This window comes from Kitasatospora sp. P5_F3, from assembly GCF_054049135.1.
The window spans coordinates 161,655-183,906 of sequence record NZ_JBFUMY010000031.1; the positions used below are offsets into that span (position 1 = coordinate 161,655).

Sequence of the window (22,252 nt, forward strand, 5' to 3'; positions counted from 1 at the left end):
GGGTCAGACCGTCGCTTCCAGCTCGGCCTCGATCTTCTCCATGAGCTGGTCCTGGATCTCGGCGACGCCGATCTGCTGGACCAGCTCGGCGAAGAAGCCGCGGACCACCAGACGGCGGGCGTCGTCGGCCGGGATGCCACGGGACTGCAGGTAGAAGAGCTGCTCGTCGTCGAAGCGGCCGGTCGCGGAGGCGTGGCCCGCACCGACGATCTCGCCGGTCTCGATCTCCAGGTTCGGGATCGAGTCGACCCGGGCGCCGTCGGTGAGCACCAGGTTGCGGTTGTGCTCGTAGGTGTCGGTGCCCTCGGCGGCGGCGCGGATCAGCACGTCGCCGACCCAGACCGCGTGCGCGTCCTGGCCCTGCAGGGCGCCCTTGTAGACCACGTTCGACCGGCAGTGCGGGGTGTCGTGGTCGATCACCAGGCGGTGCTCGAGGTGCTGGCCGGCGTCGGCGAAGTACAGGCCGTACAGCTCGGCCTCGCCGCCGGGGCCCGCGTAGTTGACCCGCGGGTGCAGCCGGACCAGGTCGCCGCCGAAGGTGACCACGACGGACTTGAGCGAGGCGTCCCGGCCGATCAGCGCGGTCTGCTGGGCGGCGTGCACCGCGTCCCGGTCCCAGTCCTGGATCGAGACGAAGGTGAGCTTGGCGCCGTCGCCGAGCAGCAGCTCGACGTTGGCGGCGCGGACGCCGGTGCCGGTGTGGTTGAGCACCACGACCGCCTCGGCGAACGGCTTGACCTCGATCAGCACGTGGGCGAAGGCGACGCCGCCCTCACCGTGCACGTCGATCTTCACCGGCTCGGTGAGCACGGTGTCCTTGGGCACCGTGACGACCAGCGCCTGGGTGAAGGCGCTGTACGCCTGCGCGGCGACCCGGTCGACCGGCTTGCCGGCCTTGCCGAGCCGGGCGTCCTCGCGGCCGACGGTCTCGGCGGTGACGCCCTCGGGCAGCCCGAGCTCGACCTTGTCGGTACCCGACGCACCGTCGGCCGCGGTGCCGTCGTGCAGGCCGAGGAGGCGGTGCATCGGCGTGAACCGCCAGTCCTCCTCGCGGCCGTGCGGCACCGGGAAGTCGGTCACGTCGTACGAGGGCTTGACCGCGACGCGGGCGTCGATCGGCTGCTGCACGGTGGCCCGGCCGGTACCGGGACCGGCCAGCTGCGCACCGGCGCCGGCGGTGCCGACCTCGATCGAACCGGCGGTCGTGGAGCCGGTGGTGTTCTGAACGTCAGCCATAGCTGTCGTAGTGCTCTCTTTCTGGAAAACGGACTGGACCTCGAGCGGCTGGCGTCAGCCGACGGAGCCCTCCATCTGCAGCTCGATCAGCCGGTTGAGCTCCAGCGCGTACTCCATCGGCAGCTCACGCGCGATCGGCTCGACAAAGCCACGGACGATCATCGCCATCGCCTCGAACTCGGTCATGCCACGGCTCATCAGGTAGAAGAGCTGGTCCTCGCTGACCTTGGAGACGGTGGCCTCGTGGCCCATCGACACGTCGTCCTCGCGGACGTCCACGTACGGGTACGTGTCCGAGCGGGAGATGGTGTCGACCAGCAGCGCGTCGCAGAGCACGTTGGACTTGGCGCCCTTGGAGCCCTCGCCGATCTCGATCAGACCGCGGTACGACGTCCGGCCGCCGCCACGCGCCACCGACTTGGAGACGATGTTGGAGGAGGTGTTCGGCGCCATGTGCACCATCTTGGCGCCGGCGTCCTGGTGCTGGCCCTCGCCCGCGAAGGCGATCGACAGGGTCTCGCCCTTGGCGTGCTCACCCATCAGGTAGACGGCCGGGTACTTCATGGTGACCTTGGAGCCGATGTTGCCGTCGACCCACTCCATGGTCGCGCCCTCGTACGCCACGGCGCGCTTGGTGACCAGGTTGTAGACGTTGTTCGACCAGTTCTGGATGGTCGTATAGCGGCAACGACCACCCTTCTTGACGATGATCTCGACCACGGCGCTGTGCAGCGAGTCCGAGGAGTAGATCGGGGCGGTGCAGCCCTCGACGTAGTGGACGTAGGCGTCCTCGTCGACGATGATCAGCGTCCGCTCGAACTGGCCCATGTTCTCGGTGTTGATCCGGAAGTAGGCCTGCAGCGGGATCTCGACGTGCACGCCCTTCGGCACGTAGATGAACGAGCCGCCGGACCAGACCGCCGTGTTCAGCGCGGCGAACTTGTTGTCACCGGTCGGGATGACGGTGCCGAAGTACTCCTTGAAGAGCTCCGGGTGCTCCTTGAGCGCCGTGTCGGTGTCCATGAAGATCACACCCTGAGCCTCGAGCTCTTCGTTGATCTGGTGGTACACCACCTCGGACTCGTACTGAGCCGCGACACCGGCGACCAGGCGCTGCTTCTCCGCCTCCGGGATGCCGAGCTTGTCGTACGTCGCCTTGATGTCGGCGGGCAGGTCCTCCCAGGACTCGGCCTGCTTCTCGGTGGAGCGGACGAAGTACTTGATGTTGTCGAAGTCGATGCCGGTGAGGTCCGAGCCCCAGGTCGGCATGGGCTTCTTGCCGAACAGCTTCAGGCCCTTGAGACGCAGGTTGAGCATCCACTCCGTCTCGGACTTCTTCGCCGAGATGTCGCGGACGACCTCCTCGCTCAGCCCGCGCTTTGCGGCGGCACCGGCGGCGTCCGGGTCGGACCAGCCGTACTCGTAGGTGCCCAGACCATCGAGCTCGGGGTGCGAAACGGTGTCAGTCATGCGAGGTTCCTCCGCGCGGACGCAGGTTCGGATGGAGTAGACGTACCGGCAGTCGGCACTGCACCGGGCAGCGGGCGGACGCCTGCTGACGATGCGGCACCGGGTGCCGGCACATAGGTGGTGCAGACCCCGTCGCCGTGGGCGATGGTGGCCAGCCTTTGCACATGGGTGCCCAGGAGCTGGGAGAAGACCTCGGTCTCCGCCTCGCAGAGCTGTGGGAACTGCTCGGCGATGTGCGCGACCGGGCAGTGGTGCTGACAGAGTTGGGCGCCGACCGGGGCCGCCGGAGAGGCTCCCGAGGGCACTCGCCGCACGGTTGCAGCGTACCCGTCGGCACTCAGCGCCTGCGCGAGTGCCTCGGTGCGGGACTCCGCCCCGGCCTGCTCCAGCGCGTCGCGGTAGCGGTCGCCCTGGCGCCCGAACCGGGCCCGGGCGAAGGCGGTGACCGCCTCCTCGCCCGCCTTGCCGCCGCCGACCGCCTCGGAGATCCAGCGCAGCGCGTCGGCCGCGAGCTGGTCGTAGGCCTGGTAGAAGGCGTCCCGGCCGGACTCGGTGAGCGCGAAGACCTTGGCCGGGCGGCCGCGCCCGCGGCTGCCGTAGACCCGCTGTTCACGGGCGTCGACCAGACCTGCGGCGGCCAGACCGTCCAGGTGCCGGCGGACGGCGGCGGAGGTCAGACCGAGCCGGGTGGCCAGGTCTGCGGCAGAGGAGGGGCCGTGGTCGAGGATCGACCGGGCGACCCTGTCCCGGGTGGCGCGGTGGCCGTCCCCCTCGGCTGCGGGCAGCACAGAACCGGGGGCCGACTCGGCCTCCGGCAGCTGGGCATACTCGCGCATGTATTTCACAACACGATTGTTGCGTAATTCATTCCGTGGCGACAACCCGTGATCCACGACGCATCGGTGGCGTCAATCACGCAGGCAAGGCTTACCTCACTTCTTGCCTGACCTGCGCAAACGATCAACCTGGCCCACGGCAGGGGTGGTAGGGGTCGCCTCATAGACTCCGGGGCATGGATAGCGAACCTGCGGTCGAGGTGACCGGCCTGGTGAAGCGGTACGGGCCGAAGACGGCGGTGGACGGGCTGGACCTGACCATCGCGCGCGGCACCGTGACCGCCGTGCTCGGGCCGAACGGCGCCGGGAAGACCACCACGATCGAGACCTGCGAGGGCTTCCGCCGCCCGGACGCGGGGACGGTCCGGGTGCTCGGCCTCGACCCGGTCGCCGATGCCGCCGCGCTCCGGCCCCGGGTCGGCGTGATGCTCCAGTCCGGCGGCGTCTACCCCGGCGCCCGCGCGGTCGAGATGCTCCGGCACACCGCGAAGCTGCACGCCCACCCGCTGGACGTGGACGCGCTGGTGGAACGGCTCGGCCTCGGCTCCTGCGGCCGGACCGCCTACCGCCGGCTCTCCGGCGGCCAGCAGCAGCGGCTGGCGATGGCGATGGCCGTGGTCGGCCGGCCCGAGCTGGTCTTCCTGGACGAGCCCACCGCCGGGCTCGACCCGCAGGCTCGCCGGGCCACCTGGGAGCTGGTCCGCGACCTGCGCCGGGACGGCGTCACCGTGGTGCTGACCACCCATCACCTGGACGAGGCCGAGCAACTGGCCGACCGGGTGGCCGTCGTGGACGGCGGAAAGGTGATCGCCGAGGGCAGCGTCGAGGAGCTCTGCCGGGGCGGCTCGGAGAGCAGCCTGCACTTCGACGGCCCGGCCGGGCTCGACCTCGGTTCGCTGCACAAGGTGCTGCCGGACGGCGCCGCGGCCACCGAGCCGAGCCCCGGCTCGTACCGGGTGGACGCCCCGCTCGACCCGGCCCTGCTCGCCACCGTCACCGCCTGGTGCGCCTCGGTCGGGGTGCTGCCCGAGCGCCTGACGGTGCGTCGGCGCAGCCTCGAAGACGTCTTCCTCGAACTGACCGGCCGGGAGCTCCGATGACCACGTACGAACCCAGGCCCGGCGCCGCGCCGGTCGGCCGGATGCTGCTGGCGCAGACCGCGTTCGAGACGAAGATGCTGCTGCGCAACGGTGAGCAGCTGCTGCTCACCGTGGTGATCCCGACCGTGCTGCTGGTGCTGTTCAGCGCCGTGGACGTGGTCGACGTGACGGGGCCCGGCAAGCGGGTCGACTTCCTGGCGCCGGGGCTGCTGGCGCTGGCGGTGATGTCCACCGCGTTCACCGGGCAGGCGATCGCCACCGGCTTCGAGCGGCGGTACGGCGTGCTCAAGCGGCTCGGCGCCTCGCCGCTGCCGCGCTGGGCGCTGCTGACCGCGAAGACCGGCTGCGTGCTGGTCACCGAGCTGCTCCAGGTGACGCTGCTCGCGGTGATCGCGCTCGGCCTCGGCTGGTCGCCGCAGGGCAGCCCGCTCGCGGTGGCGGCGCTGCTGGTACTGGGCACGGCCGCGTTCTCCGGCCTCGGGCTGCTGATGGCGGGCACCCTCAAGGCGGAGGCCACGCTGGCCGCCGCCAACCTGGTCTTCGTCCTGCTGCTGCTGGCGGGCGGCGTGGTCGTCCCGCTGTCGAAGTTCCCGGCGGCGGTCCAGCCGGTGCTGGAGCTGCTGCCGATCAGCGCGCTCTCGGACGGCCTGCGGGCCGTCCTGCAGAACGGCGCCGGGATGCCCTGGGCGGACCTGGGCATCCTCGGCGCCTGGGCAGCGGTCGGTCTGGGCCTGGCGGCCCGGTTCTTCCGCTGGGAGTGACTGAGCGCCGGCTAGCGCGAGCGGCGGCGGACGGCCACCGCGATGCCGACACCGGCGCCGAGCACCAGCGGCACGCCGTCCGGCAGCCCGTCCGCGAGCACCAGCCTCGGGGCGGGCTTGCCGCTGGTGCTCGCGGACGGGCTGCCGGACGGCGTGCCGCTGGTGCTCGGCGCCGGGGTGGTCGGCGGGGTGGTCACCACGGTGGTGGCCGGCAGGCAGCCGGTGAACGGGTAGTGGTGGGTCTCCGCGCCGCCCTTGCCGGTCAGCGACCTGGCGATCACCGAGCCGTTCACCGGGCCGCCGCTGCCGAGGTCGAAGGCGGCGTTCGGGGCGAGCACACTGCCCGGCCAGGCGTTGCCGCTCTTCTTGGTCACCTTGGTGGCGTTCGGGAAGTTCCACAGCAGCTTGGCCCGGATCTGGCCACCGGCCGCGCTCTGCTGCTTGTCGTCGTTCACGTACTTCTTGGCGGCCTCGTCCCAGAGGAAGAAGCCGGTGGTACCGGCCTGGTCCTGGTCGTAGGAGTCTTCCACCGAGCTGACCACCGTCACGGAGCCGACCGGCACCTTGAGGTAGAACTCCTTGGCCCCGGTGAGCATGTGCTTCGGGAGGACGAAGCTGTTCAGCGTCGCGTCCGTACCGGTCAGGGTGAGCTTGGTGCCGTCCAAGGCCATCGTCCCCGCACCGGGCTTGACCAGCTCGGCGGAGAGTGACCGCAGCTTGGCGAACTCCGCCGCGAAGTCGATCGGGGACGGGCCCTGGACGACCTTGCCCGCGTGCGCCTCGGCCTTGCCGGTGAGCTTGCCGGCGTAGACGCCGTCGCCCTTCATCACCTGGACGTTGCCGGTCAGGTTGCCGCCGACCACCAGGGCGTTGCCGCCCGGGAGCTTGGCGACCTGGTCGGCCGTCAGTTCGTTGCCGACCGAGAAACCGCCGGTGAAGTCGGCGTTGCCACCGATCGCGACCGCGCCCTCGGCGTCGGGGGTGTGGGTGTCGTCCCCCTCGACGAACTCGCCGTAGAGGTTGGCCACCCCGAAGGTGCGGCAGTTCTCGGCAGCCGGGGTCGCGAGGGCCGTCGGGGCGACCAGGGCGCCGAGAGCGAGGGAGCCACCGAGCGCGAGCGCGGCGGCGGGTACGGATATGCGCATGTGCAGGATCTCCGCTGTAGGTGCGGCCCAACAGGTATGGGTCAGGGCGCACTCTGTCGAGCAGAACGGGCATTGGTCAAGACCAATGCCCGTTCTGGCCAGTACGTCCCGTTCCGTTCGGGATACGCCCAGCGCTTAGCAACGGTGTACGTAATTTCGATCCGATTACAAGCTTGTGCCAGACCAGCACAGAACGGACATTGACTCCGAATCAGGTCGTCCAGGTCGACTACCGTCGGCCCCCGGCAGTCTGTCCTGTTCCAGTCCTCGATCACCGCACTGACCGGCGAGGTCTCGGCCCCGTAGTGGAGGTGTGACGTGTCCTCGTTCCCGCAGCACATCGAGACCATGCAACTGCGCGTCCCGCTGCCCCGGCAGCCGGAGCCGCAGCTCGCGCCCGAGCAGCTCACGACCGATCCGCCGCCCGCCCCCAGGCCCCGCTCGGGCGGCCGGGACCGCTACCTGGACCTGCTGCGCGCGCTGGCGCTGTTCCGCGTGGTGATCTACCACAACTTCAGCTGGGCCTGGCTGCCGCTGGTCTTCCCCTCGATGGGCGTGATGTTCGCGCTGGCCGGCTCGCTGATGGCCCGTTCGCTGAGCCGCCCCGCGCTCACCGTGATCCGTGACCGACTGCGCCGGCTGCTGCCGCCGCTCTGGCTGTTCGGCATCATCACGATCGGCCTGAGCCTGCTGGACGGCTGGGGCCCGAACGCCGAGGGCCACCCCGGCTGGTGGTGGGGCAAGCTGGCGTTCTGGATCCTGCCGCTGAGCACCCCGCCGTTCGCCGAGGGCCCGCTGCCCGGCTTCGGCGGTCTGCTGGAGCACAGCTGGGCCACCCAGGTCGGGGTGCCGCTCTGGTACCTGCGGGCCTACCTCTGGTACGTGCTGCTCTCGCCGCTGATGCTGAAGGCGCTGCGCCGCTTCCCGGTGGTCACCATCTTCACCCCGCTGGCCATGGCGCTCTGCTCCGGCCTGCTGCCGGAGGACGGCCGGATCTGGGAGACCTTCTCGGACTTCACCATCTTCGGCTCCTGCTGGGTGCTCGGAATGGCCCACCAGGAGGGCCTGCTGCGCAAGCTGCCGCAGTACGTCGCGCCCTCGATCGCCCCCCTCGTGATGCTGGCCGGCTGGTGGTGGCTGTCCAGCCGCCCGGCGCTCGACCCCACCGAGGTCGGCGACCTGGAGAGCGTGCCGATCGCGCAGGCCGTCTGGTCCTTCGGCTTCGTCCTGCTGCTGCTCCACCTGAGCCCGTCCTGGCAGAACTGGCCGGGCCCGCTGCAACGCTGGAACGGCCTGATCAGCCTGCTCAACGCCCGGGCGGTGAGCGTCTACCTCTGGCACACCGTGGCCCTGGAGCTCTCGGTCCCGATCGTCGACCTGGCCTGGCGCAGCGACTGGGCGTCCGGCCACCTGGCCTGGCTACTGAGAACCCCCTATCCCCAGCTGCTGGTCGCACTGCCACTGATCGCCCTGTTCGTACTGATCTTCGGCTGGATCGAGGATCTCGCCGCCGGCCGCCCACCCCGCCTCTTCCCCTGGCCCCGCCGGATCAAGGGCCGCCGCCGCGCCGGGTAGGACGGCAGCGGAGGGGGTGCGCATTGATCATCTGTAAGGCGAATTACAGTGATTCCCGTGCATACCCCCTCCTCCCTCCTCGCCGCCCGCTGGCAGCCGACCGCCGTGACCGTCCGGCGGGCCGCGCTCGCCGCCCTGGTGATGAGCGTGGTCATCGTGGTCACCGGCGGCGCCGTCCGGCTGACCGCCTCCGGCCTCGGCTGCTCGACCTGGCCGCGCTGCACCGCCGACAGCCTGACCCCGACGGCCGAGATGGGCCTGCACGGGATCATCGAGTTCACCAACCGGATGCTCACCTACGTGCTGTGCGCGGCGGTCGCCTGGGTCACCCTTGCCGCCCGCTGTCACCGTCCCTGGCGACGGAGCATCACCAAGCTGGGCTGGGCGCAGTTCTGGCTGGTGATGAGCAACGCCGTACTCGGCGGCATCACGGTGCTGACCGGCCTCAACCCGTACATCGTCGGCGCGCACCTGATCGCCGCGATGGCCCTGGTCTGGGTCGCCCTGCTGACCTGGGAGCGGGCCAAGGAGGGTGACGGCGCGCCGGAGCCGCTGGTCGCCCGGCCGGTCGCCCGGTTCGCCGACGTGCTGGTGCTGGTGATCGGCCTGCTGGTGGTGGCCGGGACGCTGGTGACCGGCGCGGGCCACCACCCGGGCGCCTCCAGTTCGGACGGCAAGCCGGTCCACCGGATCCCGATCGACTACGACCGGCTGGCCCAGCTGCACACCGACCTGGCCTTCCTCTCCTTCGGCCTGGCCATCGCCGCGGTCTTCGTCCTCGCGGCGGTCAAGGCCCCGCCGGCCGCCAGGGCCCGGGCCAAGGAGCTGCTGATCGTACTGCTGGCGCAGGGCCTGATCGGCTTCGTCCAGTACTTCACCGACGCCCCCGAGGTGCTGGTCGGCCTGCACATGCTGGGCGCCGCACTGGTCTGGATCGCCGCCCTGCGCATCCCGCTGGCGCTGCGCAGCCGGGCCGAACTGCCCGCGCCGGCCGTCCCGGCCCAGGAGCTGCAGCACGCCTGACGAGCCGAGACAGAAGGCCCGGACCCGTCATCGGGTCTCACGATGCGGGTGGCGATGCCACCGACGTACTCGACGACGCCCTCGGCGCTGCCGCCGTGCTGCTTGGCGAAGCTCTGGATGTGCTTGGCGATGCGCTTGGCGCGGCGCTCGGCGCGGGCGTCCGGCGCGGGGGTGGTGGCGGTGTCTGCGCTGCTCATGTCCGGCATGCTACCGAGGAGTAGTCACGCTGGCGACGGGAGCGGCGTGTGGAGCCCAACACATGGGCGGGCAGTTGGGCCGACCGGCCATAGGCTGGAGGTGTGACCTTCGAAGGCTGGCCCGCCGAGGCCCTTGAGTTCTACGAGCAGCTGGAGACCGACAACTCCCGGGTCTTCTGGCAGGCCCACAAGCAGCGCTACGACGACGACGTCAGGGCCCCGATGGCGGCCCTGCTGGAGGCCCTGGAGCCGGAGTTCGGGCCCGGGAAGATCTTCCGGCCGAACCGGGACGTCCGGTTCAGCGCCGACAAGTCGCCGTACAAGACGCACATCGGCGGCTACCTGGAGGGCGGCGGCTACATCCAGCTCTCCGCCGACGGCTTGGCCTGCGGCAACGGCATGTACCAGCTGGCCACCGACCAACTCGCCCGCTACCGCGCCGCGGTGGCCGAGGACGTCAGCGGCGCCGAGCTGCAGCGGGTGATCGCCGCGGTCGAGGCCGCCGGGCCCAAGGTGCACGGCCGGGACGCGCTGAAGACCGCCCCGCGCGGCTTCGCCAAGGACCACCCGAGGATCGAACTGCTGCGCAACAAGGGGCTGGTGGCCTGGCAGGAGTGGGAGCCCGCCGCCTGGCTGGGCACCGCGCAGGCGCTGGAGCGGATCACCGGCTTCCTGCGCGCCTCGCAGCCGCTGATGGCCTGGCTGAACGGGCACGTCGGCCCGAGCGAACTGCCCGGCCGATAAGCAGAAGGGCCCTGCCTCGACGAGGCAGGGCCCTTCTGCGATGTTCCGTCAGGGGATGAACGGGTCCACCGCGATGACCACGAAGAGCAGGGTCAGATAGGTGATCGACCAGTGGAACAGCCGCATCTCCTTGAGCTTGGCTCCGGCCAGACCGGCCTTGGCGCGGGCGTGCAGGCCGTGCGCCTCCTTGAGCCAGAAGCCGCCGAGCAGCACCGCCGAGACCGGGTACAGCCAGCTGGTGTGGGCCAGCGGCCAGAGCGCCAGCGAGACCAGCACCATCACCCAGGAGTACGCCACGATCTGCCGGGCCACCGCGAGGTTGCCCTTGAGCACCGGCAGCATCGGGACGCCGGCCCTGATGTAGTCGTCGCGCACCTTCATCGAGAGCGGCCAGTAGTGCGGCGGCGTCCAGAAGAAGATCACCAGGAAGAGCACCAGCGCCGACCAGGAGACCGAGTTCGTCACCGCGGCCCAGCCGACGAAGACCGGCATACAGCCCGCGATACCGCCCCAGACGATGTTCTGCGCCGTCCGCCGCTTCAGACCGAGCGTGTAGACGAAGACGTAGAAGAGCAGTGCGGTCAGCGCCAGACCTGCGGCCAGCGGGTTGACCAGCAGCCAGAGCCAGACCGTCGAGCCGATCGCCAGCGCGATGCCGAAGACCAGCGCCTCGGCCGGCGAGACCATGCCGGTCACCAGCGGGCGGCGCTCGGTCCTGGACATCACCGCGTCGATGTCGCGGTCGATGTACATGTTGAGCGCGTTGGCACCGCCGGCGGAGAGGTAACCACCGATCACCACCCAGAGCACCAACAGCAGATCGGGCACCCCGCGCTGCGCCAGGAACATCACCGGGACGGTGGTGATCAGCAGCAGTTCGATGATCCGAGGCTTGGTCAGTGCGACGAACGCCCCGACACGGGCCCCGATCGGCCGGCGCGCGGGAGTTGTCCCCACCACCCCGGCAGGGCGGGATTCAACGGCGGTCACGGACACCCCAACTCACGATGAATCTTCACAGGCGTCCTCGGAACCAGAATGTGCCGATCCGTCCGCGCTGCGCGTACCACGCCACCTTAGACGCTCCATATACCGCGATCGGCCCCGGGGTCCTCCGGCGAGGCGGAACCGCACACCGCCGGGTGAACCACCGCAAATCGGCCCATCCCCCGTCTTGGTCCGTGGACGCGCCGACCCGGCCGATCCGGGTGAGGGTAGGACGGGCGACAAGTGACACGGTATTCGGGAATCCGAGCCGGAAAGTCCTGGTTGTCCCGCCACGCAGGGTGAAGGTCCGCCCGGGCGGTAGGCTCGCACAGAGAAGCGGGATCAACCCTCCGTGACCGGAACCAACGAGACGTCAGGCCCACAGCGACGTGGCTGACCCGGTCCCTCACGGGGTCACTCTTCATATATGGAAGGAGCCCTGAGACAGGGTGAGCACCACGCCGAACGTTTTCGAGTGGACCGAGCTGGATCAGCGGACGGTCGACACCGCCCGGGTCCTGGCCATGGACGCGGTTCAGAAGGTCGGCAACGGACACCCGGGGACGGCCATGTCGCTGGCCCCCGCGGCGTACCTGATCTTCCAGCGCTTCCTGCGCCACGACCCCACCGACCCGGCCTGGGCGGGCCGGGACCGCTTCGTGCTCTCCCCCGGGCACACCTCGCTGACGCTCTACACCCAGCTCTACCTGTCCGGTTACGGACTGTCGCTGGACGACCTGAAGGCGTTCCGGGTCGCGGGCAGCCGCACCCCGGGTCACCCGGAGCACGGTCACACCGCCGGGGTCGAGACCACCACCGGGCCGCTCGGCCAGGGCATCGCCAACGCGGTGGGCATGGCGATGGCCGCCCGCTACGAGCGCGGCCTGTTCGACCCGGAGGCCGCCCCGGGCACCTCCCCGTTCGACCACACCATCTGGTCCATCGTCAGCGACGGCGACCTGGAGGAGGGCATCTCCGCCGAGGCGTCCTCGCTGGCGGGGCATCAGAAGCTCGGCAACCTGGTCGCGCTGTACGACGACAACCACATCTCGATCGAGGGCGACACCGACACCGCCTTCTCCGAGGACGTGCTGGCCCGGTACGAGGCGTACGGCTGGCACGTCCAGCGCGTCACCCCGAAGTCGGACGGCGACATCGACGTGCTGGCGCTGGCCGCCGCACTGGACGCCGCGAAGGCCGAGACCTCGCGCCCGTCCATGATCGCGATGCGCACGATCATCGCCTGGCCCGCTCCCGACGCGCAGAACACCGCGAAGGCGCACGGCTCGGCGCTCGGCGAGGCCGAGATCGCGGCCACCAAGAAGGTGCTGGGCTTCGACCCGCAGAAGACCTTCGAGGTCACCGACGCGGTGATCAACCACGCCCGCGAGGTCGTGCAGCGCGGCAAGGCCGCCCGGCACGAGTGGGAGAAGGGCTTCCACGCCTGGCGCGAGGCCAACGCCGACCGGGCCGCCGAGTTCGACCGGATCACCGCCGGCGAGCTGCCCGACGGCTGGGAGAAGGCCGTACCGGTCTTCCCGGCCGGCAAGGAGGTCGCCACCCGCAAGGCGTCCGGCGACACCCTCAAGGCGCTCGGCGCGGTGATCCCGGAGCTGTGGGGCGGCTCGGCCGACCTCGCGGAGTCCAACCTCACCACGATCGACGAGGGCAGCTCCTTCCTGCCCGAGGGCAACCCGCTGAAGTCGGCCAACCCGTACGGGCGGACCATCCACTTCGGCATCCGCGAGCACGCCATGGGCTCGACCATGAACGGCATCGCGCTGCACGGCAGGACCCGCGTGTTCGGCGGTACCTTCCTGGTCTTCGCCGACTACATGCGCCCGGCCGTCCGGCTGGCCGCGCTGATGAAGCTGCCGGTCACCTACGTCTGGACGCACGACTCGATCGGTCTCGGCGAGGACGGCCCGACCCACCAGCCGGTCGAGCACCTGGCCTCGCTGCGCGCCATCCCGGGCCTGGCCATGGTCCGCCCGGCCGACGCCAACGAGACCGCGGTCGCCTGGCACACCATCCTGGAGCGGCAGACCAGCCACCCGGGCCCGGTCGGCCTGGCCCTCACCCGGCAGAATGTGCCGACCTGGGACCGCGAGGTCTTCGGCTCCGCCGAGGGCACCGCCAAGGGTGGCTACGTGCTGGCCGAGGCCAGCGACGCGGCGCCGAAGGTGATCCTGATCGGCACCGGCTCCGAGGTCCAGCTCGCGGTCGCCGCGCGCGAGGAGCTGGAGGCCGACGGCATCCCGACCCGCGTCGTGTCGATGCCGTCCGTCGAGTGGTTCAACGAGCAGGACCAGGCGTACCGGGACAGCGTGCTGCCCCCGAACGTCCGGGCCCGGGTCTCGGTCGAGGCCGGCATCGCGCTGGGCTGGCGTGAGCTGGTCGGCGACGCCGGTCGGATCATCAGCCTGGAGCACTTCGGTGCTTCGGCCGACTACAAGGTCCTCTTCCGCGAGTTCGGCCTGACCGCCGACGCGGTGGCCAACGCCGCCCGCGCCTCGCTGCGCACCGTCGAGGCCATCTCGCGCTAGTCGTACCCCGGGGGGTCGGGTGCCTTCGGGCGCCCGGCCCCGTCTGACTGTCCAACAGAACAAGAGGAAGTAGCACCATGACTGACGCACTGAAGCGCCTCAGCGACGAGGGCGTGGCGATCTGGCTGGACGACCTGAGCCGTGACCGGCTGAACTCCGGGAACCTGGCTGAGCTGGTGCAGAGCAAGCACGTGGTCGGTGTCACCACCAACCCGACCATCTTCCAGAAGGCGATCGGCGGCGGCAGCGCCGCGTACGACGCCCAGCTGCGCGACCTGGCGGTCCGCAAGGTCACCACCGACGAGGCGATCCGCATGATCACCACCTCGGACGTGCGGGACGCGGCCGACGTGCTGCGCCCGGTCTACGACGCCAGCAACGGCCGCGACGGCCGGGTCTCGATCGAGGTCGACCCCCGCCTGGCGCACCGGACCGCGCCGACCGTCGCCGAGGCCAAGCAGCTGTGGTGGCTGGTGGACCGCCCGAACGTGCTGATCAAGATCCCCGCCACCCTGGCCGGCCTGCCCGCCATCGCCGAGGTGCTCGGCAAGGGGATCAGCGTCAACGTCACGCTGATCTTCTCGCTGGCGCGCTACCGCGCGGTGATGGACGCCTACCTGACGGGTCTTGAGACCGCCAAGGCGGCCGGGCTGGACCTGTCGCAGATCGAGTCGGTCGCCTCGTTCTTCGTGTCCCGGGTGGACACCGAGATCGACAAGCGCCTGGACAAGATCGGCGGCGAGGCGAAGAACCTCCGCTCCAAGGCCGCGCTGGCCAACGCCCGGCTCGCGTACCAGGCGTACGAGGAGGTGTTCTCCTCCGACCGCTGGAAGGCGCTGGAGGCCGCCGGTGCCAAGCCGCAGCGTCCGCTCTGGGCCTCCACCGGTGTCAAGGACCCGAACCTCCCGGACACCCTGTACGTCACCGAGCTGGTCGCCCCCGGCACCGTGAACACCATGCCCGAGGGCACCCTGGACGCCACCGGCGACCACGGCGTGATCACCGGCGACACCATCACCCCCAACTACGCCGACGCCAAGGCCGTGATGGACGCCATCGCCGCCGCGGGCGTGGACTACGACGACGTGGTCCAGGTCCTGGAGGACGAGGGCGTGGAGAAGTTCGAGCAGTCCTGGATCGAGCTGCTCGACACCGTCACCGCCTCGCTGGCCTCCTTCGCCGACGAGAACTGACACCTGCTCACAAGCACGTTCACGGAAGCGGAGCCCCAACAGTGAGCAACGAATACCCGGAGGTCGAGCAGGGCGATCCCCCGCTCGTGCCCTCCAATCCGCTACGTGACCCCGCAGACCGACGGCTCCCGCGCATCGCGGGGCCGTCGGGCCTGGTCATCTTCGGGGTCACCGGCGACCTGTCCCGCAAGAAGCTGATGCCCGCCATCTACGACCTGGCGAACCGGGGCCTGTTGCCGCCGGGCTTCTCGCTGGTCGGCTTCGCCCGCCGCGAGTGGGAGGACGAGGACTTCGCCAAGGAGGTCCACGACGCGGTCAAGCAGCACGCCAGGACCCCCTTCCGCGAGGAGGTCTGGCAGCAGCTGGCCAAGGGCATGCGGTTCGTCCAGGGCACCTTCGACGACGACGACGCCTTCGACACCCTGCGCAAGACCATCGAGGAGCTGGACCAGGCCCAGGGGACGGGCGGCAACTTCGCCTTCTACCTCTCGGTGCCGCCGAAGTTCTTCCCCAACGTCGTGCAGCAGCTCAAGAAGCACGGGCTGGCCGACCCGCCGCAGGGCTCCTGGCGGCGCGCGGTGATCGAGAAGCCGTTCGGTCACAACCTGGAGAGCGCCCAGGAGTTGAACCGGATCGTGCACGAGGTCTTCCCCCGTGACGAGGTCTTCCGGATCGACCACTACCTCGGCAAGGAGACCGTCCAGAACATCCTGGCGCTCCGCTTCGCCAACACCATGTTCGAGCCGATCTGGAACCGGTCGTACGTCGACCACGTGCAGATCACCATGGCCGAGGACATCGGGATCGGCGGCCGGGCCGGGTACTACGACGGCATCGGCTCCGCCCGCGACGTGATCCAGAACCACCTGCTCCAGCTGATGGCGCTGACCGCCATCGAGGAGCCCGCGTCGTTCCACCCCAAGGCGCTGGTGGCCGAGAAGCTCAAGGTGCTCAGCGCCGTCCAGCTCCCCGAGGACCTGGGCAAGCACACCGTGCGCGGCCAGTACGCGGCCGGCTGGCAGGGCGGCGAGGAGGTGGTCGGCTACCTGGACGAGGACGGCATCGACCCCAACTCCAAGACCGACACCTACGCGGCCATCAAGCTGGAGATCAACAACCGCCGCTGGGCGGGTGTGCCGTTCTACCTGCGCACCGGCAAGCGTCTCGGCCGCCGGGTCACCGAGATCGCGGTGGTCTTCCAGCGCGCCCCGTACCTGCCGTTCGACTCCTACGCCACCGAGGAGCTGGGGCAGAACGCCCTGGTGATCCGGGTGCAGCCGGACGAGGGCGTCACGGTGCGGTTCGGCTCCAAGGTGCCCGGCACCTCCTTCGAGGTCCGGGACGTCACGATGGACTTCGCCTACGGCGAGTCCTTCACCGAGTCCAGCCCCGAGGCGTACGAGCGGCTCATCCTCGATGTGCTGCTCGGCGACGCCAACCTGTTCCCCCGTCACCAGGAGGTCGAACTCTCCTGGGAGATCCTCGACCCGATCGAGCGGTACTGGGACACCCACGGCAAGCCCGCCCAGTACTCCTCCGGCACCTGGGGACCGACCGAGGCGGACGAGATGCTGGCACGAGACGGCAGGAGCTGGCGGCGCCCATGAAGATCGACCTGACCGACACCACGTCCAGCAAGATCAACGCAGCGTTGATGGACGCCCGCCGGGCCAGCGGCTCGACCGCGGCCGGCATGGTGCTCACCCTGGTGATCGTGACCGACGAGGGCAGCGCGTACGACGCCCTCAAGGCCGCCAACGACGCCTCCCGCGAGCACCCCTCGCGCACCCTGGCGGTCATCAAGCGGGCCGGGCGTTCGCCCCGCGCCCGGGCCGAGACCAAGCTCGACGCCGAGATCCTGGCCGGCACCGACGCGGGCTCGGGCGAGACCGTCATCCTCCGGATGCACGGCGAACTCGTCGCCCACGCCCAGTCGGTGGTGCTGCCGCTGCTGCTGCCCGACGCCCCCGTGGTGGTCTGGTGGCCGGAGAACGCCCCGCAGCACCCGGCCCAGGACCCGCTCGGTGCGATCGCCCAGCGCCGGATCACCGACGCGGTCACCGCCGAGTCCCCGGTCGGCCAGCTCGCCCAGCGGGCGGCCAGCTACACCCCCGGCGACACCGACCTCGCCTGGACCAGGATCACCGGCTGGCGCTCGATGCTGGCGGCCGCCCTGGACCAGTACCCGGTCAAGATCACCTCGGCCGTGGTCGAGGGCGAGTCGTACAACCCGAGCGTCGAGCTGCTCGGCCTCTGGCTGACGACCCGTCTGCACATCCCGGTCGAACGGGTCGTCACCGGCGGCCCCGGCATCACCTCGGTCACCCTGCGGGCCAAGGAGGGCGACATCGTCCTGGACCGGCCGGACGGACTGATGGGCACGCTGTCGATGCCCGGTGCGCCGGACCGTCAGGTCGCGCTCAAGCGGCGGGAGACCTCGGAGCTGATCGCCGAGGAGCTGCGCCGGCTCGACCCGGACGACATCTACGCGGCCGCGGTGAAGACGCCGGTGGAGCGGCTCAAGGAGCCTGCCTCCGAGACCGCTTCGCCCGCCCCGGTGATCGAGGCGGCCGTGGCCGCACCGGCCCGGGTCACCGCCAAGGTGCCCGCCAAGGCTCCGGCCCCGGCCAAGAAGGCGGTGGCGAAGAAGGCTCCGGCCAAGCGCGCCACCAAGAAGGCGGGCTCGTGACGACCGTCCCGCAGCTCGTCGTCCACCGGGACAAGGAGCTGATGGCGCAGGCCGCCGCCGCCCGGCTGATCACCCGGATCGTGGACGCCCAGGCCGCCCGCGGCACCGCCTCGGTGGTGCTGACGGGCGGTCGGAACGGCAACGCCCTGCTCGGCGCGATCGCCGCCTCCCCGGCGCGCGACGCGGTTGACTGGGCCCGGCTCGACCTGTGGTGGGGCGACGAGCGGTTCGTCGCCGCCGCCGACCCGGACCGCAACGCCGTCCAGGCCAGGGCCGAGCTGCTCGACGCCGTACCGCTCGACCCGGCCCGGGTGCACGAGATGCCCGCCTCGGACGGCGTCGACGGCTCGGACGTGGAGGCCGCCGCGGCCCGCTACGCCGAGGAGCTGACCAAGGCCGGCCGCGGCCGGGTGCCCGCCTTCGACGTGCTGCTGCTCGGCGTCGGCCCGGACACCCACGTCGCCTCGCTCTTCCCCGGCCACCCCGGCGTCCGGGAGACCGAGTTGAGCGTGGTCGGCGTGCGGGGCGCCCCCAAGCCGCCGCCCACCCGGATCTCGCTCACCCTCCCGGCCATCCGGGCGGCCCGCGAGGTCTGGCTGCTGGCGGCGGGCGAGGACAAGGCCGACGCGGTCGCCCTGGCCCTCACCGGGCCCGGTGAGATCCAGGCCCCCGCCTCCGGCGCGTACGGCACCGCCCGCACGCTCTGGCTGCTCGACCGCACGGCGGCCGCGAAGATCCCGCCGCAGCTCTACCCGCCCGCCTCCGCCTGAGGCAGCGTCAGAAAGGGCCCGGCTCCGCASTGCGGAGCCCGGGATGACCGCCTCGGCGGCGAAACTCGGCTTGGTCTCGTGCTTGTTGGCACACCAGAAGGAGATCCGGTTTCGGGGGGCGGACTCGCCGCGCTCCGCCTCACCCATCGGCCCGGCGCCGACTCTGCTGCCACGGATGGCGTTGCCACTTGCCACGGTCTGACTCCCTGCGTGCTGGTGCGATGCGATCTCGGCCGCTGCCCGGAGAGGGCCGTTCACCCGTGCCCGGTGTCTGACGGCAGGACGGCAGCCGATATCCACTGCCGCCCGGCCGAGGCCGGCGAACGGTGGCGAAGTCGTCCTAGTGTAAGCAGCGGTTAAGGATCTGTCCGCACCACCTCCGGCACTTCACCGTTCCGAGCATAAGCGGCGAACCGACGGAGCGTCAGATGTGTGCCAAAGCTTGGCCCTTGGGCTTTGCTCAGCTCTTGTACTTGAGCACCAGACCGAGCACCACAATGCACACGAACCAGCCGAGCGCGACGATGATCGTGATGCGGTCGAGGTTGCGCTCGGCCACGGCCGAACCGCCGCCGGTGGACATCGCGCCGCCACCGAACATGTCTGAGAGACCGCCGCCCTTCCCCTTGTGCAGCAGCACCAGGAGGATCATCAGCAGGCTGAAGACGATCAGGGCAATCGTGAACCCGAGAACCACAGCGGGACCAATCTCTCGTATCTTCGGCGAAGGGGCCGGGCCGCTCGAAGCGGTCCGGCCCCAAAGACTACGTTGCCGGTGCGGCGTTAGCCTACTGCCTGCTCGCGGTAACGCACGATCTTGACGAACTCGTCGGCGTCCAGCGAGGCACCGCCGATCAGTGCACCGTCCACGTCGGGCTTGGCCATCAGGCCGGCCGCGCTCGAGGACTTGACCGAACCGCCGTACAGGACGCGGACCTTCTCGGCCAGCTCGGCCGAGTACAGCTCGCCGAGGCGGACCCGGATCGCGGCGCAGACCTCCTGCGCGTCCTCGGGGGTGGCCACCTCGCCGGTGCCGATCGCCCAGACCGGCTCGTACGCGACCACGATGGTCTCGGCCTGCTCGGCCGAGACCTCACGGAGCGCGCCGTCGAGCTGGGCCAGGGTGTGCTCGACGTGGGTGCCCGCCTTGCGGACCTCGAGCGGCTCGCCGATGCACAGGATCGGGGTGATCCCGTTCCGGTAGGCAGCCTTCACCTTGGCGTTGACGATGTCCTCGTTCTCGCCGTGGTACTGGCGGCGCTCCGAGTGGCCGATCGCCACGTAGGTGCACTTCAGCTTGGCGAGCATCGGGCCCGAGATCTCACCGGTGTAGGCACCGGAGTCCTGCGCCGAGAGGTCCTGGGCGCCGTACTTGATCTTCAGCTTGTCGCCGTCCACCAGGGTCTGCACGGAGCGCAGGTCGGTGAACGGGACCAGGACGGCGACCTCGACGGCCTCGTAGTCCTTGTCGGCCAGCGCGAAGGCCAGCTTCTGGGTGTGCTGGATGGCCTCGAGGTGGTTGAGGTTCATCTTCCAGTTGCCCGCCATCAGCGGGAGACGGTCAGTCATCTGTGTTCAGCCTTCCAGTGCGGCGAGACCGGGAAGGGTCTTGCCCTCCAGGTACTCGAGGCTCGCGCCACCGCCGGTCGAGATGTGCCCGAACTTCGTCTCGTCGAAGCCCAGGATGCGGACGGCCGCGGCGGAGTCGCCGCCACCGACCACGGTGAACGCGTCGCTCGCCAGCAGCGCCTGCGCCACGGCCTTGGTGCCCTCGGCGAAGGTCGGGTGCTCGAAGACACCGACCGGGCCGTTCCAGAACACGGTCTTCGCGTCGACCAGCTTCGAGGCGAACAGCTCCCGGGTCTTCGGGCCGATGTCCAGGCCCTCCTTGTCCGCGGGGATCTTGTCCGCGTCGACGACCTCGAAGTCCTCGACCGGCTTGTGCGTCTTGGTGTCCGGGAAGGTCGCGGAGATCGCGACGTCCACCGGGATGACGAACTCGACGCCGTTGGCCTTGCCCCGCTCCAGGTACTCCAGGACGACCGGGATCTGGTCCTTCTGCAGCAGCGAGATGCCGACCTCGTGGCCCAGGGCCGCGAGGAAGGTGTACGCCATGCCGCCGCCGATCAGGATGCGGTCGGCCTTGCCCAGCAGGTTGTCGATCACGCCGACCTTGTCGGAGACCTTGGAGCCGCCGAGCACCACCACGTACGGGCGCTCCACCTCCTCGGTCAGGCGCTTGAGCACGCCCACCTCGGTGGCGATCAGGTCGCCGACCGCGTGCGGCAGCCGGGCCGGCAGGTCGAAGACCGAGGCGTGCTTGCGGTGCACCGCACCGAAGCCGTCGCCGACGTAGAGGTCGGCCAGCTCGGCCAGCTGGTCGGCGAAGGCGCCGCGCTCGGCGTCGTCCTTGGCGGTCTCGCCGGCGTTGAAGCGCAGGTTCTCCAGCAGCGTGACCTCGCCGTTCGCCAGGGCGGCGACGGTGGCCTTCGCGCTCTCGCCCACGGTGTCGGTCGCGAAGGACACGGACTGGCCGAGGATCTCGCCGAGGCGGACCGCGACGGGGGCGAGCGAGTACTGCGGGTCGGGCTCACCCTTGGGGCGGCCCAGGTGGGAGGCGACGATCACCTTGGCGCCGGCCGCGACCAGCTTGGCGATGGTCGGGGCGACGGCGCGGATCCGGCCGTCGTCGGTGATCCGGCCGTCCGAGAGCGGCACGTTCAGGTCGGCGCGGACGAACACCCGCTGGCCGTTGACCTGGAGGTCTTCGATGGTCTTCACGGTCTTCGAATCTCCTGGGGAGAAAAAGTGGCGGAGGCACTGCGGCGGGCCACCGATGAAGCGAGAGGGAACGCAGAGCGAGGGCCCGAACGGTCTTCGTCCGGGCCCTCCCTCACATCACGTCAGCTTCCGCTGGGTTCAGAGCTGGCCACCGACGAGGGTGGTCAGGTTCACCAGGCGGTTGGAGTAGCCCCACTCGTTGTCGTACCAGCCGAAGATCTTGACCTGGTTGCCCTGAACCATGGTCATCAGCGAGTCGAAGATCGTGGAGAACGGCGAGTTCACGATGTCGGAGGAGACGATCGGGTCCTCGGTGTACTGCAGGATGCCCTTGAGGGAGCCCTCGGACGCCTTCTGGAAGGCGGCGTTGACCTCCTCGACGGTGACCTCGCGCTCGAGGGTGACGACCAGGTCGGTGATCGAACCGGTCGGGACCGGGACGCGCAGCGAGGTGCCGTCCAGCTTGCCCTTGAGCTCCGGCAGGACCAGCGCGGTGGCCTTGGCGGCACCGGTCGAGGTCGGGATGATGTTGATGGACGCAGCGCGCGCACGACGCAGGTCCTTGTGCGGGAAGTCCAGGGTGACCTGGTCGTTGGTGAACGCGTGCACCGTGGTCATCAGGCCCTTGACGATGCCGAAGTTCTCCTGGAGAACCTTGGCCATCGGCGCCACGCAGTTGGTGGTGCAGGAGGCGTTGGAGATGACGGTGTGGTTCGCCGCGTCGTACTTCTCGTCGTTGACGCCCATCACGATGGTGACGTCTTCGTCGGTCGCGGGGGCCGAGATGATGACCTTCTTGGCACCGGCGGTGACGTGCTTCATCGCAGCGTCGGCCTTGGTGAAGATGCCGGTGGACTCGATCACGATGTCCACGCCCAGCTCGCCCCAGGGCAGGTTGGCCGGGTCGCGCTCGGCGATCACCTTGAAGGTGTGGCCGTCGACGGTGATGCTGTCGGCGGTGTGGCTGACCTCGCCCTGGAGGGTGCCCAGGATCGAGTCGTACTTGAGCAGGTGAGCCAGGGTCTTGGTGTCGGTAAGGTCGTTGACACCGACGATCTCGATGTCCGCGCCCTGGGACTTAACCGCACGGAAGAAGTTGCGGCCAATGCGGCCGAATCCGTTGATGCCTACCCGGATCGTCACGAACCGATCTCCTCGTTAGGTGCGCCGGACTGTGCCGACGGGGTGGAAATGGGATG

General features: G+C 70.1%; 19 protein-coding genes and 1 pseudogene. 10 read left to right on the forward strand and 10 right to left on the reverse strand.

The window, feature by feature from the left end:
- Window positions 1-3: 3 nt before the first annotated feature.
- From sufD to ACXJMZ_RS19840, 3 genes are read right to left on the reverse strand one after another with little or no spacing between them, the layout of a single operon-like run.
- Window positions 4-1,236, reverse strand: a complete 1,233-nt coding sequence (gene sufD / locus ACXJMZ_RS19830; RefSeq protein ID WP_457031387.1) for a Fe-S cluster assembly protein SufD — start codon at window positions 1,234-1,236, stop codon at window positions 4-6.
- Between the two features lie 54 nt (window positions 1,237-1,290).
- Window positions 1,291-2,706: a Fe-S cluster assembly protein SufB gene (gene sufB, locus ACXJMZ_RS19835; protein WP_457031388.1), complete on the reverse strand. Its 1,416-nt coding sequence runs from the start codon at window positions 2,704-2,706 to the stop codon at window positions 1,291-1,293.
- Window positions 2,703-3,551, reverse strand: coding sequence for a helix-turn-helix transcriptional regulator (locus ACXJMZ_RS19840; RefSeq protein ID WP_457031389.1), 849 nt, complete (start codon window positions 3,549-3,551; stop codon window positions 2,703-2,705). The genes sufB and ACXJMZ_RS19840 overlap by 4 nt, the downstream gene beginning before the upstream one ends.
- 167 nt (window positions 3,552-3,718) lie before the next feature.
- On the opposite strand from ACXJMZ_RS19840, the gene ACXJMZ_RS19845 reads away from it, so the two are divergent.
- Window positions 3,719-4,642: an ABC transporter ATP-binding protein gene (locus ACXJMZ_RS19845; RefSeq protein ID WP_457031390.1), complete on the forward strand. Its 924-nt coding sequence runs from the start codon at window positions 3,719-3,721 to the stop codon at window positions 4,640-4,642.
- Window positions 4,639-5,403, forward strand: coding sequence for an ABC transporter permease (locus tag ACXJMZ_RS19850; RefSeq protein WP_457031391.1), 765 nt, complete (start codon window positions 4,639-4,641; stop codon window positions 5,401-5,403). Before ACXJMZ_RS19845 ends, ACXJMZ_RS19850 begins: the two co-directional genes overlap by 4 nt.
- Before the next feature lie 11 nt (window positions 5,404-5,414).
- Here the strand turns inward: ACXJMZ_RS19850 and ACXJMZ_RS19855 are convergent, their stop codons facing one another.
- Window positions 5,415-6,548: a choice-of-anchor A family protein gene (locus ACXJMZ_RS19855; protein WP_457031392.1), complete on the reverse strand. Its 1,134-nt coding sequence runs from the start codon at window positions 6,546-6,548 to the stop codon at window positions 5,415-5,417.
- A gap of 348 nt (window positions 6,549-6,896) precedes the next feature.
- Between ACXJMZ_RS19855 and ACXJMZ_RS19860 the strand changes: the two genes are divergently transcribed.
- From ACXJMZ_RS19860 to ACXJMZ_RS19870, 3 genes are all read left to right on the forward strand, one after another.
- On the forward strand, window positions 6,897-8,123 hold the full coding sequence (locus tag ACXJMZ_RS19860) for an acyltransferase family protein (RefSeq protein WP_457031446.1): 1,227 nt from the start codon (window positions 6,897-6,899) through the stop codon (window positions 8,121-8,123).
- Between the two features lie 57 nt (window positions 8,124-8,180).
- Window positions 8,181-9,146, forward strand: coding sequence for a COX15/CtaA family protein (locus ACXJMZ_RS19865; RefSeq protein WP_457031393.1), 966 nt, complete (start codon window positions 8,181-8,183; stop codon window positions 9,144-9,146).
- A gap of 299 nt (window positions 9,147-9,445) precedes the next feature.
- Complete coding sequence (locus tag ACXJMZ_RS19870) at window positions 9,446-10,087, forward strand: DUF2461 domain-containing protein (protein WP_457031394.1); 642 nt, start codon at window positions 9,446-9,448, stop codon at window positions 10,085-10,087.
- Between the two features lie 48 nt (window positions 10,088-10,135).
- Here the strand turns inward: ACXJMZ_RS19870 and ACXJMZ_RS19875 are convergent, their stop codons facing one another.
- Window positions 10,136-11,077, reverse strand: coding sequence for a heme o synthase (locus ACXJMZ_RS19875; RefSeq protein WP_457031395.1), 942 nt, complete (start codon window positions 11,075-11,077; stop codon window positions 10,136-10,138).
- Window positions 11,078-11,523: 446 nt separating this feature from the next.
- Here ACXJMZ_RS19875 and tkt point away from each other — a divergent pair, with 446 nt between their 5' ends.
- The 5 genes from tkt (at window position 11,524) to pgl (ending at window position 18,272) form a co-directional block, all read left to right on the forward strand.
- Window positions 11,524-13,620, forward strand: coding sequence for a transketolase (gene tkt / locus ACXJMZ_RS19880; protein ID WP_457031396.1), 2,097 nt, complete (start codon window positions 11,524-11,526; stop codon window positions 13,618-13,620).
- Between the two features lie 77 nt (window positions 13,621-13,697).
- Entirely contained in the window at window positions 13,698-14,813 is a 1,116-nt protein-coding gene (gene tal / locus ACXJMZ_RS19885) for a transaldolase (protein WP_457031397.1), read from the forward strand.
- Between the two features lie 86 nt (window positions 14,814-14,899).
- The gene (gene zwf / locus ACXJMZ_RS19890) at window positions 14,900-16,420 is read left to right on the forward strand and encodes a glucose-6-phosphate dehydrogenase (protein WP_457031447.1); all 1,521 of its coding nucleotides are present in this window, start codon (window positions 14,900-14,902) and stop codon (window positions 16,418-16,420) included.
- The gene (gene opcA / locus ACXJMZ_RS19895) at window positions 16,417-17,502 is read left to right on the forward strand and encodes a glucose-6-phosphate dehydrogenase assembly protein OpcA (RefSeq protein WP_457031398.1); all 1,086 of its coding nucleotides are present in this window, start codon (window positions 16,417-16,419) and stop codon (window positions 17,500-17,502) included. The genes zwf and opcA overlap by 4 nt, the downstream gene beginning before the upstream one ends.
- Window positions 17,499-18,272: a 6-phosphogluconolactonase gene (gene pgl, locus ACXJMZ_RS19900; RefSeq protein WP_457031399.1), complete on the forward strand. Its 774-nt coding sequence runs from the start codon at window positions 17,499-17,501 to the stop codon at window positions 18,270-18,272. Before opcA ends, pgl begins: the two co-directional genes overlap by 4 nt.
- A gap of 39 nt (window positions 18,273-18,311) precedes the next feature.
- Here pgl and ACXJMZ_RS19905 read toward each other — a convergent pair.
- From ACXJMZ_RS19905 to gap, 5 genes and pseudogenes are all read right to left on the reverse strand, one after another.
- Window positions 18,312-18,467: pseudogene (locus ACXJMZ_RS19905) on the reverse strand (RNA polymerase-binding protein RbpA); the annotation flags it as partial.
- A 265-nt stretch (window positions 18,468-18,732) separates the two neighbouring features.
- Window positions 18,733-18,969 (reverse strand): preprotein translocase subunit SecG, encoded by a 237-nt coding sequence (gene secG / locus ACXJMZ_RS19910; RefSeq protein ID WP_057240349.1) that lies wholly within the window; start codon window positions 18,967-18,969, stop codon window positions 18,733-18,735.
- A gap of 86 nt (window positions 18,970-19,055) precedes the next feature.
- On the reverse strand, window positions 19,056-19,841 hold the full coding sequence (gene tpiA, locus ACXJMZ_RS19915) for a triose-phosphate isomerase (protein WP_457031400.1): 786 nt from the start codon (window positions 19,839-19,841) through the stop codon (window positions 19,056-19,058).
- 6 nt (window positions 19,842-19,847) lie between these two features.
- On the reverse strand, window positions 19,848-21,053 hold the full coding sequence (locus ACXJMZ_RS19920) for a phosphoglycerate kinase (protein ID WP_457031401.1): 1,206 nt from the start codon (window positions 21,051-21,053) through the stop codon (window positions 19,848-19,850).
- 138 nt (window positions 21,054-21,191) lie between these two features.
- Entirely contained in the window at window positions 21,192-22,196 is a 1,005-nt protein-coding gene (gene gap, locus ACXJMZ_RS19925) for a type I glyceraldehyde-3-phosphate dehydrogenase (protein WP_457031402.1), read from the reverse strand.
- Between the last annotated feature and the right edge of the window lie 56 nt (window positions 22,197-22,252).